The following is a 15,553-nucleotide window of genomic DNA, read 5'->3' as shown; positions in this document are numbered from 1 at the left end:
GGCTTGCCTTGTAAAGTGAGGACATGGTGAAATAGCGGTTAATATCGCGATTGCCCGTAGAGATGCTCTCATGTACAAGGCTCTCCTTGAGATAAACTTGCAATCTGCCTTGGAGTTGCCGGTTTCTTGCGGCAAGGGTTTAAAAGAAGCCTTTGACGAAGAGAAAATCGACAGGCGTAAAAGAAGTGGCGCTAATGAAGATTGAAGGACGAGTTCTGGTATTGATGACGGCAGTCGCGGGCCTCGCGCTGTCCGGTTGTGTGTCGTCGCCGACCTACGGAACCGACAAAACTGCGAGTGCGCAGCTTCTCGACGACGTGTCGAACATGGCAAGCTTTGGTCAGGGCAAGAAAAAAGACCGTATTGATTACAAGCCGCGTCCTGATCTTGTGCGTCCTGGACAGGGCGACAAGGGCGCGTTGCCTGCTCCACAGGAAAGCCTTGCAAGTGCCGGCGATCCATCATGGCCAGAATCACCGGAACAGCGCCGCAAGCGTTTGCGCGATGAAATTACCGCAAACCGCGACAATCCAAACTTCGTTTCGCCTGTTGAGCAGGACGTGCCTGTTGCAAGCAACGTTAGGGCTTCATTGCCAAGCGGTGCCAGCCGTCGCGAAGATTATGAATCGCGCACGCCAACCTTTGATCCAGCCAAGGTTGCTGAGTTGAAAAAGCAGCGTGCAGAGCAGACACAAGGTACATCGACCAATCGCCGCTATCTGAGCGAACCGCCACTTGGTTATCGTCAGCCAGCATCAACAGCAGCTGTTGGTGATATGGGTCAGGATGAGGCGCAGAAAGAACGCGAGCGCAAGAAAGCAGCTGGCGGCGGCGGCAAAAGCTGGCGCGATCTGCTGCCTTGGAACTAGCCTTTATAGTATAGATTTTAAGAATTATGGAAGCCGGAAGAAAAAATCTTCCGGCTTTTTCTTTATATCAGTATGATTTCTTCATCATAAAAAAGATGCCATTTTGCGTGAATCAATCTCTAATATTAAATATTTTTAATTTTGGCTATTCTGAACAATATTTGATTTCAATCAACGAAAGCATTCTGGCAGAGCGTATCCTGCAGCTTTTCGGGATGTAAGGTATAGTAATGCACAAAACAAACTCATTTTGGGATGGCCCCGATGGCTACGGCGTCATCAGTCGTATGCTCCATTGGTTGATGGCCGCGCTTTTTCTGTGGCAGTTCATCTCTGCTATCCTGCGCATTGTCATCAAAGAGACGCCGCTTTATAATTTCTTTTGGTCAGCGCACTTCACAATTGGCTTCTCTCTGTTGGTGCTCGTTCTGCTGCGCGGCATTTGGGGACTGCTAAACCTTTCCAGCCGACCGCATAAGCCCGGTGTGATGGGGAAGCTCGCAGGCTTCGGTCATCTGGTAATCTATGCGCTTATGTTTGCAGTGCCTGCGCTTGCGCTGCTTCGGAGCTATGGCAACGGCCGTGGCTTTTCCGTCTTCGGTATCCAGCTATTCGAACAGACAGGCGTGCAGAATGCGGCGCTAACAGCGCCCGGCAACGCGCTTCACGGCCTTCTTGGCTGGGTGTTGCTGGCCGCTATCGTCGGACATGTGCTGATGGCGCTGATCCATCATTTTGCACTGCGTGATAACACTTTGCGCCACATGACGAGGCATAGGGCAATTCATTAAGCCATGATCTATCGCTTATTGCGAAAAAAATCCCGGAGGATTTTCTGGGATTTTTCTTCGGAGAAACCCGCATAAATTTCTGGAACGTGATGGCATGTGGGTTGTGTGTAGAAGCGTGGCCCATATTCCACACCCCCTCCCTTGGGATCAGCAGCGCCATAATAAAGACGCCGGATGCGAGCAAAAGAGATAGCGGCTGCACACATTGCACAGGGTTCAAGCGTCACATAGAGATCGCAGTCGAGCAAGCGTTCGGACTTAAGTGCTTCTCCTGCCTGGCGAATTACAAGTACTTCCGCATGCGCCGTGACGTCGTTCAATTCGCGGGTACGGTTGCCTGCCCGGGCAATAATCTTGCCTTCATGCACGATGACCGCACCAATGGGCACCTCACCGCGGAGGGCTGCAGATTTCGCCTCTTCAAGCGCAATCTCCATCGGTGTTGCCACTTTTGGTGCCGAAATGTCTGCAACCTTTTTCAATCCAACCTCATTTCGTGCGCTGGACAGGGAAATTTCGCTCGCAAGCCATTGAGCGATTTGTTACTGCATAAGTCACGAAATCAAAACCGATTTGTAAACGGATTTATACAGCGTTCTTGACCGGACGGTTCTTTGCCAACCCCCAAGGTGCGAAAGACGACACGGCGGCGCTGCTGAAAGGCCAATACCAGATGAGCACTGAAGACGATAACAAGGGCGGTCGACGCCCCCCGCATGGACGTGGTGAAGGTCGGGGCGATCGCCCCGGCAGCAGTCGCGGTGAACGCGGCGAGCGAGGTTCAGGACCACGTGAGGCTGGCTCACGTAATGATCGTCCACGCGACGACAGACCTCGCCGTGACGATGATCGCGGTGGTCCGCGCAAGTTTGGCTCGCGCGAAACCCAAGAAGGTGAAGATGCCAGCGAGCGCATTGCCAAGCGTCTCGCACGCGCAGGCATTGCATCGCGTCGCGAAGCCGAGACCATGATTGCGGCTGGCCGGATCTCGGTTAACGGCAAGGTGCTTGAAAGCCCTGCGGTGAACGTGAAGCGCACCGACGTTATCACGGTTGATGGCAAGCAGTTGAAGCAGGCAGAACGCACACGTCTTTGGCTCTATAACAAGCCTGCAGGTCTTGTGACGACCAATCGTGATCCGGAAGGGCGTCCGACTGTTTTTGAAGCGTTGCCTGCGGAAATGCCGCGCGTACTTTCGGTTGGTCGTCTCGACATCAATACCGAAGGTCTGCTTCTGCTCACAAATGATGGTGGTCTGTCGCGCGTTCTGGAATTGCCTTCCACCGGCTGGCTGCGACGCTATCGCGTTCGCGCCCACGGCAAGGTCACACAGGCACAGCTTGATGAGTTGAAGAACGGCATTGCCGTCGAAGGCATTTTCTACGGCAGCATCGAAGCAACGCTTGAGCGTGAACAGGGTGCCAATGTCTGGATTTCAATCGGTCTGCGCGAAGGCAAGAACCGCGAAGTCAAGAACATCCTTGGCGCGCTTGGTCTGACGGTTGGTCGTCTGATCCGCGTGTCGTTTGGACCTTTCCAGCTCGGCGATCTTGAAGAAGGTGCGGTTCGTGAAATTCGCGGACGTATTCTGCGCGATCAGCTTGGTGAAAAACTCGTTGAGGAATCAGGTGCGGATTTCGACGCGCCAGTTCTGAACGAATTCTCTAATACCGTCGTGCAAGGCCGCACGCGTCGCGAAATGGAACAGCAAGAGCCAGAAGGCGAATATCGTCGCCAACCGCGTGAGCGTGAATGGATCTCCAGCCAGCCAGAGCGTCGCAAGCGCGAAGAAAAGAAAGAAGACAAGGTAGAGCCGCGTCGCCGTGGCAATAGCAATGTCTGGATGGCACCGGGCGCACGCCCGCATGGTGAAAAAGCTGCAGCCCAAAAAGCTGCCCGCGCTGAGAGCCGTGGCGCACGTGCAAGCCGCTCCGATGGTGATTTGCAGTCGCGTCCGCGTCGTTCTGCTGATGGCGATCAGCGTCGTGAAGCCGGCCGTGATGACCGTCCCCGCCGTTCAGAAGGGCATTTTGATAAACAGGGTTCCCATTCTGGAAATCGTCCTGAGGGACGCTCAGATAACCGTTCAGGACCTCGCGCTCCTCGTGCGGAAGGAGACTTTCAGTCTCGCCCACGTCGTTTCGGAGATGGCGATCAGCGTCGCGAAGAAGGTCGTGATGATCGTCCGCGCCGTTCTGAAGGCAGACCAGAAGCCCGTGCTCCACGTCCTGAAGGTCGCGATGATCGTAAACAAGAGCGTCGTCCGGGCAAGCGCGAGCGCGCCGAACTGAAGAACGAAGGCGGCGAAAAATCATCGGGCGGTTATGAAGGCCGTAGCTTCGGCAAGCCTTCGGGTCCGCGCAGCGAAGGTCGTTTCGGTGGTGGTAATGCCGATCGTGGTCCACGTAGCAGCGGTCCACGTTCCGGTGGTGGTGAAGGTCGCGGCCCGTCGAAGGGTCCAGGCGGCTTTGGCAAGGGTCCGGATCGTGGCGGTTCGGGCGGCAAGCCAGGCAATGGTAGATCTGGTGATGGAAAGCCACGCGGCGGCAAGCCAGGGGGCGGCGGTGCGGATCGTCGGCGGTAAATTCCGCGGGCGCGCGCTCGTCACACCGACCACAAATTCCATTCGTCCGACCACAGATCGGACGCGGGAAAGCCTATTCAATATTCTCGCACACAGCTTCCCGGACAAGGTTGAAGGCGGGCGTGTTCTGGACCTCTTTGCAGGTACCGGCGCGCTCGGTCTTGAAGCACTTTCTCGCGGTGCTCGCTATGCTGTTTTTGTCGAAGAATCAGCGGAAGGGCGTGGCATCCTCCGCCAGAACATCGAGGCCTTTGGTCTGCAGGGACAGACCAAAGTTCTGCGCCGCGATGCTTGCAAGCTTGGCGAAGCAGGAACGATGGAACCGTTCGATCTGATTTTTGCTGATCCGCCCTACGGTCGTCGCATGGGCGAAAAGGCACTTTTATCAGCACTTGAAGGTAGTTGGCTTAATCCTGACGCACTTCTCGTGCTTGAAGAAGATGCGGAAGCATCGCTGGAACTGGATGAACGATTCGTCGTTCGTGAAGAGCGGAATTATGGTGGAACCATAATTCGGCTGATACAGCTGAAAGCGGACTGAAGATTTATCCGAAACCGGATCTCCGGTTTCGGTAGCACAGTGAATTTTGAATATAGGTCTTGCCGCTCGCCAGACACTTCAAAGCTGTCAGGGCGGAATGAAACTGATTGGAGATGTCGTTTGGTGCATAACCCCTCACTCCGGCACTTTTTGTTGTCCACCGCCCTTGGTTTGGCGCTGGCTCTGCCTCTTGCAACAGGCTCGGTTCAGGCGCAGACGCCCGCACCAGCGGCTGCAACCGAAGTTGCGCAGCCTCCGGCCCAGTCTCAGGCACAAACAAATCTGCCAGAAATCACGAAATCCGAAGATATCAGCAGCTTTACCCTCGAAAACGGGTTGAAGGTCGTGGTTATTCCCGATCATCGCGCCCCGGTGGTCACGCAGATGATCTGGTATCATGTGGGGTCGGCTGATGAGGCACCGGGCAAATCCGGCATTGCGCATTTTCTTGAGCACCTGATGTTCAAGGGTACCAAGACCTATCCGGCTGGCGAGTTTTCAGCGAAAATCGCAGCCATCGGCGGGCAGGAAAACGCATTCACCTCTTATGATTACACGGCTTATTTTCAGCGTGTCGCTCCCGATGCGCTTGAAATGGTGATGGGTTATGAATCGGACCGCATGGCCAATCTAGTGCTCGACGAAGAGGCGGTAACGACTGAGCGCGAGGTTATCCTTGAAGAGCGCCGTATGCGTGTGGATTCAAATCCCGCAGCAATGCTGATGGAAAACACAGATGCTGTGCTTTTCTACAATCATCCTTATCGTGTGCCTGTGATTGGCTGGCGACAGGAAATGGAGAAACTCAGCCTCAAGGATGCGGTTGATTTCTACCAGCAATATTACACTCCGAATAATGCAACGCTGGTGATCGCCGGTGATGTGACACCTGAGCGCGTGCGCGATCTTGTCATGAAGACCTGGGCCACAATCCCCAAGCGTGCCGATGTTCTGCCGCGTGAGCGTCCGCAGGAGCCGGAAAAACACGCAGCCCGCGTTGTGACGCTGCATGATGATCGTGTGAGCACGCCGTCGTTCCGCATGTCGTGGCTGGTGCCGTCCTACTCCAATGAAAAGCGCTTCCCGAATGTGAAGGCAGGCGACGCGCCGGCACTTGATCTCCTGAGCGAGATTCTCGGTGGTTCACTACGCTCTCGTCTTTATCAGGAATTGATCGTCAAGCAGGGCATCGCATCCAACACGGGTGCGAGCTATGATGGCGACCCACTTGATGATGGAACATTCTCGGTTTACGGCTCGCCACAGAACGGTAAGACGCTGGCCGATGTGGAGAAGGCCGTTGATGCCGAAGTTGCACGTATCATTAAGGACGGCGTGACGCAGACCGAACTCGATCAGGCACGCAATCGCTTCCTCAAGGCAGTAACCTTCGCGCGCGACAGCCAGTCAGGTATGGCCCGGATTTATGGTTCCACGCTCTCTATCGGCATGAGTATCGAAGATATTCAGAAATGGCCAGATGTGATCAAGGGCGTTACCGTCGAGCAGATAAAAGATGCCGCGAACCGATATCTGGTGAAAAATCAGTCGGTGACGAGTTACTTGCTGCCGCCGGATACTGAACCTGAAAATGCACGCGAGAATCCGAATGCTGCCGCTGGCAATGCAGGTGAGAATGGCGCGGGAGGAGCAATCCAGTGAGCAAAGCTATTGTGTTGAATGTTAATCGTTCAAAGACCGCGATGATGGCGCTGGCAACATCCATGATGTTGCTGGTCATTCTGAACCTTCCGGCATACGCAATCGAGATTCAGGAGGTTGTTTCGCCAAAGGGCATCAAAGCCTGGCTGGTTGAAGATAGTTCGGTGCCGCTCATTTCTATGCGCTTCTCGTTCAAGGGGGGCACATCGCAGGACCCGGGTGGCAAGGAAGGTCTTGCCAATCTGATGACCGGCCTTTTCGATGAAGGCGCTGGCGACCTCGATTCCGACAGTTTTCAGGAACGCATCGATAACCTTGGTGCGGAGATGAGCTTCTCAGCTTCGCCTGATTCGGTATCTGGCAATATTCGTATGCTTGCCGAGAACCGTGATGCAGTGAATGGATTGCTGGCGCTTGCCGTTAACAAGCCGCGCTTTGATCAGGATGCGATTGACCGCATTCGTCAGCAGGTGGTTGCAAGTCTCGAAGCCTCGCAGCGCAATCCTTCAACCATTGCCTCGCGCAAGTTCTCCGAAGTTCTCTATGGCAACCATCCTTATGGTCGCCCGGACGAAGGCACAGTTAAGTCGCTGCAATCAATCAGCCGTGAAGACCTTGTCAATTTCCACCGCAAGAACTTTGCGCGCGATCGCCTGACGATCGGCGTTGTTGGTTCGATTAACGCCAAGGATCTTGGCGAAATGCTCGACAAGGTATTCGGCGATCTGCCTGCAAATGCTGAACTCGTCCCAGTACCTGATGCAAAACTTGCACTTGGCACGACGACAAGCCTCAGCTTTGACATGCCACAGACATCGATCAGCTTTGTCTATCCGGCAGTTCCACGTAAAGATCCGGAATTCTTCGCTTCTTACCTGATGAATCACATTCTGGGTGGCGGTTTCACCTCGCGTCTTTATGCGGAAGTGCGTGAAAAGCGCGGTCTCGCCTATTCGGTATCGTCATCGATGGCATTGCGTGATCATGTATCTGCATTGACAATTTCGACTGCGACACGGCCTGAAAAGGCGCAGGAATCGCTCAAGATCATTCGCGAGCAGGTCGCTGCAATGGCAAATGATGGTCCGACAGAAGCTGAGCTTGCTGCAGCCAAGAGCTATCTCAAAGGCTCTTATGCGGTGAACAATCTCGATTCATCGGTGTCGATTGCCGACACGCTCGTTGGTCTTCAGGAAGCAGGGCTTGATCGTGATTACATCGACAAGCGCGCCGAACTGATTGATGCGGTGACGCTCGATCAGGTGAAAGCTATTGCCAAAAAGCTTTTGGAAGCAGAACCTGCAATTCTGATTTTCGGTCCAGCTCAGTCTTAAGTTGGCCCAATCTTAGTTTGGCACAATCGTAAGCCGATATGCCGTGAGGAAAGCTTCATGGATGTAACCGTACCGACATCACCGCGTATCGCCGTCGCCTTTGGCGGCGGCGGCGCTCGCGGTATCGCACATATCCATATTATCGAAGTGTTGGACGAACTGGGCATAAAGCCGGTTGCGATTTCTGGTTCATCCATCGGTTCGATTGTCGGGGCCGGAATGGCGAACGGCATGACCGGCAAGGAAATTCATGAATATATGGCGGCGATTTTCAATCGCCGTTCGGAAGTCGCCCGCCGCATGTGGCAGGCGCGCCCGGAACGCTGGGTCGAGCTGCTGAAAGGCGGTTTCCGAGTCAGCCAGTTCAATATCGAGAAGATATTGGAAGTCTTTCTACCCGCAGCACTACCCGAAAATGTGGAAGAGCTGAAAATCCCGATGAGCATTACCGCTTCGGATTTTCATGCAGCCACGGAACTCAATATCGAACAGGGAGACCTGCGTTCAGCCATTGCCGCTTCTTGCGCTATTCCGCCGGTGTTTAGACCGGTACGTCGCAATGGGCGAATTCTGGTGGATGGTGGATTGCTCAATCCGGTGCCATTCGATCTGCTGTTCGATAAGGCGGATATTGTGATTGGAATTGATGTTGTTGGTGCCCCTGTAGGGCCTGATGATTATATGCCGACCACAATTGAAGCTGTCATGGGTGCCAACCAGCTCACCATGTGTTCGATCATCGAGAACAAGTTCCGCAATCGCCCGCCACATATTTTTCTGCGTCCAAATGTCGAACGAATAGGCTTGCTCGATTTCCTGAAGTTCGAACAGATTCTGTCGCAAAGTGCAGATATCCGCGAAGAGTTGAAACTTGCACTCGACACGGTTTTAAGCGGTAAGCCTGCCGCTGCGGCGTCCTGAGCATCCCCAGCGTAGATGCGTAGGATAGGGCGATAAAACTAACGAGTGGATTTTTCGAATTTGACGTTTGATACAGTATGGTTATCGGTCGGGGTTCAAACGTCAAATTCAATCCACTACTGCATAACTCCTTAAACTTGAATCCGTTTAAGGTAAAATTATGCTGTAAATATAAAGTGTTAGAGTGACCTTTGTGCGCCCAAGAGGGTGCACGGCGCTCTAGCGATCATTCAGCTGCAACTGCGGCCGACGCCGTACCTTCGTCGATATTGGCAACTGCATCGATGCCGTCGCCCGCTTTATCGATTCGCTGGCCTTCGCGCTGTGGTTTAACCAGAGGCTCAGGCGTGACGGGCTTGTTGAAGAGCAGATGCCGTCCTGCCATGATTCCTTCCGATGCCTGGACGTGCAGGCGGTCTTCGTCGCGTTGCCGCACGTCCTCGCGGATTGCATAAGCGTTGGCTTCCGAAAGTCCTAAACCTTCAAGCGTACGCTGACCAAACAGAAGGCCGGATTCGAAAGTTTCGCGCAGCTCATATTCCACGCCTTGTGCGCGAAGTTGCAGCGTGTGTTCACGGTCATAGGAACGCACAAAAAGACGCACATCGGGATATTCCGACTGGATCAGATTAACGATCCGGTTGGTAATTTCCTTCTTGTGCGTACACACGGCGACGATTTTGGCTTTGCGGATGCCCGCTGCTTCGAGCACATCCTTGCGGGTGCCATCGCCGAAATAGATGCGGAAACCGAATTTTCCGGCGGCACGTACGCGGTTCGGTGAGTTGTCGATCACCGTCACATCGATGCCGCCAGCAAGCAGTATTTGAGCGGAAATCTGCCCGTAACGCGAAAAGCCGATCATCAGCACATCTGCGCCAGCGCCCTCGAAATTTTCTTCGATGACGTCTTCGGTCTTGTCTTTGATCAGCAGTCTTGAGCCGATGGCCACAGAAAGCGGAGTGAGTGCCATTGAAACTGTGACGGCGGCGACAAGTTCGGAGCTTAAGGCGTTTGAAATGACGGCTGCTGCTGCGGCAGCAGAAAACAGCACAAAGGCAAACTCGCCGCCCTGTGGGAGCAGAAATGCAACGCGGATTGCATCATTATGGTTCGAGCGGAAGATGCGGCATAGAACATAGATGATGGCTGCCTTGACGATCATGAAGATCGGGACCGCCATCAGAATGGTCTTCCAATATTGCAGGATCACAGTCAGATTGAGCGAAAGACCAACAGCCACGAAAAACAGGCCGAGGAAAATTCCGCGAAAAGGTTCGATATCTGCTTCAAGCTCATGTCTGTAAGAGGATTCGGCCAGCAGCACGCCTGCAATGAATGCCCCCATTGCCATGGATAGTCCTGCCGCCTGCAAAAGACTGGCTGAACCCAGCACCACAAAAAGGGCAGCTGCGATCATCACTTCGCGTGCGCCGGTATTGGCAATGATACGGAACATCGGATTGATGAGATAGCGTCCCGCAATCACCAGAGCGACAATCGCAGCAATGGCTGTCGCCAAATGAAAGCCAGCACTGGCCTGTGAAGGCTCATTGGGGGACAGTGCAGGAATGATCGCCAGAATAGGAACGATGGCGAGGTCCTGAAACAACAGGATGGCGAAGGCACGCTGTCCGTGTTTCTGGTTGGTCTCAGCGCGGTCTTCCAACACCTGCATAGCAAATGCCGTCGAGGATAGCGCCAAGCCGAAACCGATGATGATTGCCGCATTGGTCTCCAGGCCGGCAAGATAGACACCCAAGGCGGCCAACGCGGAACCTGTGAGCAAAACCTGTGCAGCACCCAGGCCGAAAATTGCATGACGCAACGACCAGAGCCGCGATGGTTTCAGCTCAAGCCCGATGATGAACAGCAGAAAGACGACGCCCAGCTCCGAAAAATGCAGCAGTTCCTCACCTTCCGAGATAAGGCGTGCAACTGGACCAATCGCAATTCCGGCGGCCAGATAGCCCAGAACGGTGCCAAGGCCAAGGCGTTTGAATAAGGGCGCAGCGATGATCGCACCACCCAGAATCATCAGCGCCTGTAAGTAAAGACTTCCGCCTGTTGCGACCATGTTTTGCTCTTGGAATATGAAGAATGTGGCAGGCTTGCCTTGAAGCCCCCCGATTTCAGCAATATAGAAACATGATATGGCTCTAATCAGTCCGATGTCGAATAATTTGACGATATTTTTTCGCAAATTCCCATTACGGTTGGTTATATCTCGTGGTTACCAGTCTGGTGCCGTTTTGCCCCTGTAGTCTTGGATTATGTAATGATTTCAGATAATTCGTCGGATAAACTGGTCGACCGCGCAGCGCAGCTGGTGGCTGCTGCAAAGCGTGCGGGGGCTGACCATGCTGACGCGGTTGTGATCCGTACGCGCTCTGTTAGCGTCTCTGTTCGGCTTGGTAAGGTCGAGGGAACCGAATCGTCGGAGAGTGATGATTTCTCTCTTCGGGTGTTCGTTGGGCGACGTATCGCCAGTGTTTCAGCCAATGCTGGCAGCGATCCCAACAAATTGGCGGAGCGTGCTGTTGCCATGGCGCGTGTTGCTCCGGAAGATCCGTATGAGCAACTGGCCGATCCGGCTTTGCTGGTAAAAGCTCCCCGCGATCTCGATCTTTTCGACGCGATCGAAATCGATACGACGCGCCTTACCGAAGACGCACTGGCAACTGAAGCGGCAGCGCGTGCCGTGCAGGGCGTGAGCAATTCGGGTGGTGCTGGTGCATCGCGCAGCATGGGCGGGCTTGTGCTCGTTACATCATCAGGCTTTTCAGGCGAATATGCTGCAACGCGTTTTGGTCGTTCGGTGTCTGCAATCGCAGGCGAAGGCACGAAGATGGAGCGCGACTATGATTTTAGTTCGCGCCTTCACTTTGCCGATCTCGACACACCCGAAAATATCGGCAGACGCGCCGGTGAACGCGCCGTGCGTCGTCTGGGTGCACGCCAAGCCAAGACGGGTCAGGTTACGGGCGTTTTTGATCCACGGTTGGCGCGGGGTATTGCGGGCCATCTCGCGAGCGCAATCAACGGTGCCGCCGTTGCGCGCAAGACCAGCTTTCTGCGCGACAGTCTCGGCAAGCAGATTTTGAAGGCGGGGATCAATGTTACCGATGATCCGCTGCGCATTCGTGGATCGTCGTCGCGCCCGTTTGATGGCGAAGGCATCGAAGGTCAACCCTTGATGATGGTTGAAGATGGCGTGTTGCAGCAATGGCTTCTGTCAGGTTCGAGTGCACGTGAACTGGGATTGACCGGCAACGGACGCGGTGTGCGTTCGGGTTCAGGCGTCTCACCGGCTTCGACCAATTTTGCCATTGAACCAGGTGTGGAAACACCAGAATCGCTGATCCGGTCTGTCGGCACCGGCTTTTATGTAACAGAAGTGTTCGGGCAGGGCGTCGATATGATCACGGGCCAATATAGTCGTGGCGCTTCCGGGTTCTGGATTGAAAACGGGGAGCTTGCCTATCCTGTGAGTGAGGTGACGATTGCCTCTAATCTCAAGGATATGTTCCTCAATATGACGCCCGCTTCTGATATTGACCGGAATTTTGGCATGACGGCCCCAACCCTTGTGATTGAAGGCTTGACCCTTGCCGGAAATTGAGAAACGCAAAGATGTACAGAACGAACTAGAACTTCTGCGCAATGCAGCGCGCGAAGCTGGCCGTATTGCAATGCGTTATTTCGGCCAGTCGCCGGAAGTTTGGTTGAAAGATGGACAGTCGCCCGTCAGCGAAGCGGATTTCGCAGTCGATAACTATCTGAAGGAAGTGCTGCTTGAAGCACGGCCTGATTATGGCTGGATTTCAGAAGAAACTACGGATGACAGAGTGGCCGCCGCGCGCCGCCGCGCATTTGTGGTCGATCCGATTGATGGCACACGCGGTTATATCAATGGGCAAACTCAGTGGTGTGTGAGCATTGCCATCGTGGAAGACGGCAAGCCAATTGCCGGTGTGCTGCAATGCCCTGCACGCAATGAAGTGATCGAAGCTGGCAAAGGCTTTGGTGCATCGCAAAACGGCCTGCCGATTAGTACCCGTCTACCACCAAATGGCCATAAAATTGCCATGGCTTCGGCAAAAAGAATGGTCGAAACTTTGCCGGAAGGCTGGCGTGATCGCGTGATTTTGCATCCTTATGTACCCTCGCTCGCCTATCGGATTGCGATGGTTGCGCGTGGCGATATCGCCGGTACCTTCATTCGGCCAAATTCACATGATTGGGACTTGGCCGCAGCCGATCTCATCCTGAGTGAGTCGGGCGGAGCGCTCTTGACCCACGACGCTCAGCCTCTCATCTACGGTGGACCGACGCTACAACATGGTGCGCTGGTTGCGTCCAGCGGAAACCTTTTGCAGGAAATGTTGAGTGTTGTCGCGGACTGGCCATTGAGCTAATCATGCGGCGAATAAGTTTGTTTCAAGGGATATTGTCATGAGTGCCGAAGGCGACAAAAAGCAGCTTCTTCATCTGGTATTTGGCGGTGAGCTGAAAAAGCTAGGAACCGTTCAGTTCCGCGATCTCGATAATCTCGATGTCGTTGGCATCTATCCTGATTACGAGTCTGCCAAAACTGCCTGGAAGTCCAAGGCGCAGCAGACTGTCGATAATGCGCACATGCGTTATTTCATTGTTCACCTGCATCGCTTGCTTGATCCTGAAGGCGTGGACCTGAAAGCGGAATAAGCGCTTTTGTCTGCTCCGCACAAAGATCAGATGGCAAAGGAAAAAAGCGCACCGAAAGCCGGTGAACGCAGCCGCTCGGATGGATTTGCAAAGCGTATGTGGCGCCGCATTCGCGGGCCACTTGCGCGTTCGGCTTTCTTACAATCCGCGCTGGTGCAGCTCATTTCCAGCTATCTGAAATTTGTGCATCTGACCAATCCGCGTCTCAAGGGATCTGCTGATATCAAGACCCTTTTGCGCGAAAATAGCCCCTCAATCATAACGTTCTGGCACGGTCAGCACATTATGGCAGCGGCGGTGCGTCCCCATGATCTTGAAGTGGTGGCCATGTTTTCCCGCAGTGCCGATGCGGAACTCAATGCACGTATCGCTGAGAAGTTCGGCTTCATCACAGTGCGAGGCTCTGGTGGGCGCGGCGAAGGCAACTCCGCTAGAAAAGGTGGAGCGCGCGCGCTTTTAACGTTGAAAAATGCCCTGAAAAAGGGACAATCAGCGTCAATGATTGCTGATATCGCCCACGGCAAAGCGCGTGAAGCGGGCGAAGGAATTATTTTGCTGGCCAAATTATCAGGTCGACCAATAATGCCTTTTGCGTATGCTTTTTCGCGGAATCATGTTTTGCATAAGACATGGGATAAGACCACAATTCCGTTGCCATTCGGCCGCTCGATAATTGTCTGTGGAGAGCCGGTCTGGGTGGATGAAAATGCCGATGAGGCACAACTGGAAGAAAAGCGCATGGAATTGACGCGCCAACTCAATGACGCGACGACCAAGGCCTATGCCGCATTGGAGGCAGGTAAATGAGTGAACGTTGGGCACGAAACATGTTGTCGGCCTATCGTATGCTCGGCTCTGCGGCCTATCCTTTCATCGGCACTTATATTTCCTATCGTGCATCACGCGGCAAAGAAGAGCGTGCCAGGCGCGGTGAGCGTTACGGCAAAACGTCGATAGCTCGACCGCAAGGGCCTGTCATATGGGCTCATGCTGCAAGTGTTGGAGAATCGGTTGCCATGGCGCCGCTGATTGAAAGCATCGCAGCCACTGGTATCCACATCGTTATGACGACGGGAACGGTGACATCGGCGAAACTGGTTGCCGATCAGCTGGGCAGTCAGGTTATCCATCAATATGCGCCGCTCGATCTGCAACCGGCGGTCAACAATTTCCTTGATCACTGGAAGCCGGATCTGGCGATAGGCTGTGAATCCGAGATTTGGCCAGCAACAGTGCTTTCGCTTGGCGCGCGGCATATTCCGCATGTGCTGGTCAACGGCCGTCTTTCGGACCGTTCTTTTGCGGCATGGCAGAAACGACCAGAATTGGCGGAAGCGCTGTTTGAAAACTTCGCGCATGTGATTGCGCAGTCCGAGCTTGATGGCGATCGATTTCGGGCTCTTGGGGCAAGGCCGGTTAGCGTTTCGGGCAATCTCAAGGTCGATACGGCCCCGGCACCTGCCGATCCGCAGGCACTGGCAACCATGCAGCGCCAAATTGCCGGACGTCGTACATGGGCTGCAATCTCTACCCACGATGGTGAAGAAGAGATAGCGGCAGAAGTCCATCAGATGCTGAAGGTACGATATCCGCGTCTGGTCACGATCATCGTTCCGCGTCATCCCAACCGCGCTCCCGCCATTGAAGCTATGCTTGGCGAAAAGGGATTGAAAGTCGCAGCACGCAGCCGCGGAGACGTTATCGAAGCGGATACCGATATTCTGCTTGGTGATACGATTGGCGAGATGGGGCTTTATCTCCAACTCACCGAGATTGCCTTCATTGGTAATTCACTGACCAAAGAAGGTGGGCATAATCCGCTTGAACCCGCCATGATGGGCACAGCAGTGCTGACGGGCAAGAATGTTCAGAATTTCCGTGAATCCTTCCAGCGCCTTATCAAGAATGGTGGTGCGCGCGTGGTGAAGGATCGCAACATGCTCGCCGGTGCGATCAACTTTCTCTTCAATAATCCGCAGCACCTGCGCTCGATGATCACTGCCGGTGCAAACACGGTAAAGGATATGCGCGGCGCGCTGGATCGCACATTGAATTCGCTCGAGCCATTCATTCAGCCGCTAGTTTTGCAGGCGCAGTTGCCGGGAAATCGTAACGATTCGGCCTTTATCAACGGCGGCATCTAA

General features: G+C 54.1%; 15 protein-coding genes. 13 read left to right on the top strand and 2 right to left on the bottom strand.

The genetic code is table 11. The annotated features are described in order from the left end of the window. The first annotated feature begins 70 nt into the window (after positions 1 to 70). The 3 genes from QBD00_RS11180 (at position 71) to QBD00_RS11170 (ending at position 1,660) form a co-directional block, all read left to right on the top strand. Positions 71 to 205: a hypothetical protein gene (locus QBD00_RS11180; RefSeq protein ID WP_264232183.1), complete on the top strand. Its 135-nt coding sequence runs from the start codon at positions 71 to 73 to the stop codon at positions 203 to 205. Then, positions 195 to 869: a hypothetical protein gene (locus QBD00_RS11175; protein ID WP_095444877.1), complete on the top strand. Its 675-nt coding sequence runs from the start codon at positions 195 to 197 to the stop codon at positions 867 to 869. The genes QBD00_RS11180 and QBD00_RS11175 overlap by 11 nt, the downstream gene beginning before the upstream one ends. A gap of 230 nt (positions 870 to 1,099) precedes the next feature. Continuing rightward, positions 1,100 to 1,660 carry a cytochrome b gene (locus QBD00_RS11170; protein WP_318579514.1) on the top strand — a complete coding sequence of 187 codons (561 nt, stop codon included), beginning with the start codon at positions 1,100 to 1,102 and terminating at the stop codon, positions 1,658 to 1,660. Between the two features lie 8 nt (positions 1,661 to 1,668). Here the strand turns inward: QBD00_RS11170 and QBD00_RS11165 are convergent, their stop codons facing one another. Then, positions 1,669 to 2,097, bottom strand: a complete 429-nt coding sequence (locus tag QBD00_RS11165; RefSeq protein WP_412535016.1) for a nucleoside deaminase — start codon at positions 2,095 to 2,097, stop codon at positions 1,669 to 1,671. Positions 2,098 to 2,333: 236 nt separating this feature from the next. Between QBD00_RS11165 and QBD00_RS11160 the strand changes: the two genes are divergently transcribed. The 5 genes from QBD00_RS11160 (at position 2,334) to QBD00_RS11140 (ending at position 8,702) form a co-directional block, all read left to right on the top strand. After that, positions 2,334 to 4,244: a pseudouridine synthase gene (locus QBD00_RS11160; RefSeq protein WP_318579512.1), complete on the top strand. Its 1,911-nt coding sequence runs from the start codon at positions 2,334 to 2,336 to the stop codon at positions 4,242 to 4,244. Then, positions 4,225 to 4,785: a 16S rRNA (guanine(966)-N(2))-methyltransferase RsmD gene (gene rsmD / locus QBD00_RS11155; RefSeq protein ID WP_235901679.1), complete on the top strand. Its 561-nt coding sequence runs from the start codon at positions 4,225 to 4,227 to the stop codon at positions 4,783 to 4,785. The genes QBD00_RS11160 and rsmD overlap by 20 nt, the downstream gene beginning before the upstream one ends. 123 nt (positions 4,786 to 4,908) lie before the next feature. Further along, entirely contained in the window at positions 4,909 to 6,447 is a 1,539-nt protein-coding gene (locus QBD00_RS11150; RefSeq protein ID WP_318579660.1) for a pitrilysin family protein, read from the top strand. Positions 6,448 to 6,488: 41 nt separating this feature from the next. After that, on the top strand, positions 6,489 to 7,781 hold the full coding sequence (locus tag QBD00_RS11145; RefSeq protein ID WP_210318355.1) for a M16 family metallopeptidase: 1,293 nt from the start codon (positions 6,489 to 6,491) through the stop codon (positions 7,779 to 7,781). Between the two features lie 57 nt (positions 7,782 to 7,838). Further along, positions 7,839 to 8,702 (top strand): patatin-like phospholipase family protein, encoded by an 864-nt coding sequence (locus QBD00_RS11140; RefSeq protein ID WP_318579511.1) that lies wholly within the window; start codon positions 7,839 to 7,841, stop codon positions 8,700 to 8,702. 226 nt (positions 8,703 to 8,928) lie between these two features. Here QBD00_RS11140 and QBD00_RS11135 read toward each other — a convergent pair whose 3' ends face one another. Further along, positions 8,929 to 10,779: a monovalent cation:proton antiporter-2 (CPA2) family protein gene (locus QBD00_RS11135; RefSeq protein ID WP_151090967.1), complete on the bottom strand. Its 1,851-nt coding sequence runs from the start codon at positions 10,777 to 10,779 to the stop codon at positions 8,929 to 8,931. A gap of 201 nt (positions 10,780 to 10,980) precedes the next feature. Between QBD00_RS11135 and QBD00_RS11130 the strand changes: the two genes are divergently transcribed. The 5 genes from QBD00_RS11130 to waaA are packed head-to-tail and all read left to right on the top strand — an operon-like array spanning position 10,981 to position 15,553. Further along, entirely contained in the window at positions 10,981 to 12,324 is a 1,344-nt protein-coding gene (locus QBD00_RS11130; protein ID WP_318579510.1) for a TldD/PmbA family protein, read from the top strand. Next, positions 12,311 to 13,120: a 3'(2'),5'-bisphosphate nucleotidase CysQ gene (locus QBD00_RS11125; RefSeq protein WP_151090963.1), complete on the top strand. Its 810-nt coding sequence runs from the start codon at positions 12,311 to 12,313 to the stop codon at positions 13,118 to 13,120. The genes QBD00_RS11130 and QBD00_RS11125 overlap by 14 nt, the downstream gene beginning before the upstream one ends. A gap of 37 nt (positions 13,121 to 13,157) precedes the next feature. Continuing rightward, on the top strand, positions 13,158 to 13,409 hold the full coding sequence (locus QBD00_RS11120; RefSeq protein ID WP_095444868.1) for a DUF4170 domain-containing protein: 252 nt from the start codon (positions 13,158 to 13,160) through the stop codon (positions 13,407 to 13,409). A 30-nt stretch (positions 13,410 to 13,439) separates the two neighbouring features. Further along, positions 13,440 to 14,216 carry a lysophospholipid acyltransferase family protein gene (locus QBD00_RS11115; protein ID WP_095444867.1) on the top strand — a complete coding sequence of 259 codons (777 nt, stop codon included), beginning with the start codon at positions 13,440 to 13,442 and terminating at the stop codon, positions 14,214 to 14,216. Next, a complete protein-coding gene (waaA, locus tag QBD00_RS11110) occupies positions 14,213 to 15,553 on the top strand; it encodes a lipid IV(A) 3-deoxy-D-manno-octulosonic acid transferase (protein WP_151090961.1) in 1,341 nt (446 codons plus the stop codon). Before QBD00_RS11115 ends, waaA begins: the two co-directional genes overlap by 4 nt.

The organism is Ochrobactrum sp. AN78 (genome assembly GCF_029909885.1).
Classification (GTDB): domain Bacteria; phylum Pseudomonadota; class Alphaproteobacteria; order Rhizobiales; family Rhizobiaceae; genus Brucella; species Brucella quorumnocens.
The sequence above is the reverse complement of the archived record's forward strand: the minus strand, read 5'-3'. Positions and strand labels throughout refer to the sequence as shown.

Bases quoted from the DNA above. Each gene is read 5' to 3' on its own strand.
- QBD00_RS11180 (WP_264232183.1), top strand. From the start codon at position 71: ATGTACAAGGCTCTCCTTGAGATAAACTTGCAATCTGCCTTGGAGTTG.
- QBD00_RS11175 (WP_095444877.1), top strand. From the start codon at position 195: ATGAAGATTGAAGGACGAGTTCTGGTATTGATGACGGCAGTCGCGGGC.
- QBD00_RS11170 (WP_318579514.1), top strand. From the start codon at position 1,100: ATGCACAAAACAAACTCATTTTGGGATGGCCCCGATGGCTACGGCGTC.
- QBD00_RS11165 (WP_412535016.1), bottom strand. From the start codon at position 2,097: ATGGAGATTGCGCTTGAAGAGGCGAAATCTGCAGCCCTCCGCGGTGAG.
- QBD00_RS11160 (WP_318579512.1), top strand. From the start codon at position 2,334: ATGAGCACTGAAGACGATAACAAGGGCGGTCGACGCCCCCCGCATGGA.
- QBD00_RS11145 (WP_210318355.1), top strand. From the start codon at position 6,489: ATGATGGCGCTGGCAACATCCATGATGTTGCTGGTCATTCTGAACCTT.
- QBD00_RS11140 (WP_318579511.1), top strand. From the start codon at position 7,839: ATGGATGTAACCGTACCGACATCACCGCGTATCGCCGTCGCCTTTGGC.
- QBD00_RS11135 (WP_151090967.1), bottom strand. From the start codon at position 10,779: ATGGTCGCAACAGGCGGAAGTCTTTACTTACAGGCGCTGATGATTCTG.
- QBD00_RS11130 (WP_318579510.1), top strand. From the start codon at position 10,981: ATGATTTCAGATAATTCGTCGGATAAACTGGTCGACCGCGCAGCGCAG.
- QBD00_RS11120 (WP_095444868.1), top strand. From the start codon at position 13,158: ATGAGTGCCGAAGGCGACAAAAAGCAGCTTCTTCATCTGGTATTTGGC.
- QBD00_RS11115 (WP_095444867.1), top strand. From the start codon at position 13,440: ATGGCAAAGGAAAAAAGCGCACCGAAAGCCGGTGAACGCAGCCGCTCG.
- waaA (WP_151090961.1), top strand. From the start codon at position 14,213: ATGAGTGAACGTTGGGCACGAAACATGTTGTCGGCCTATCGTATGCTC.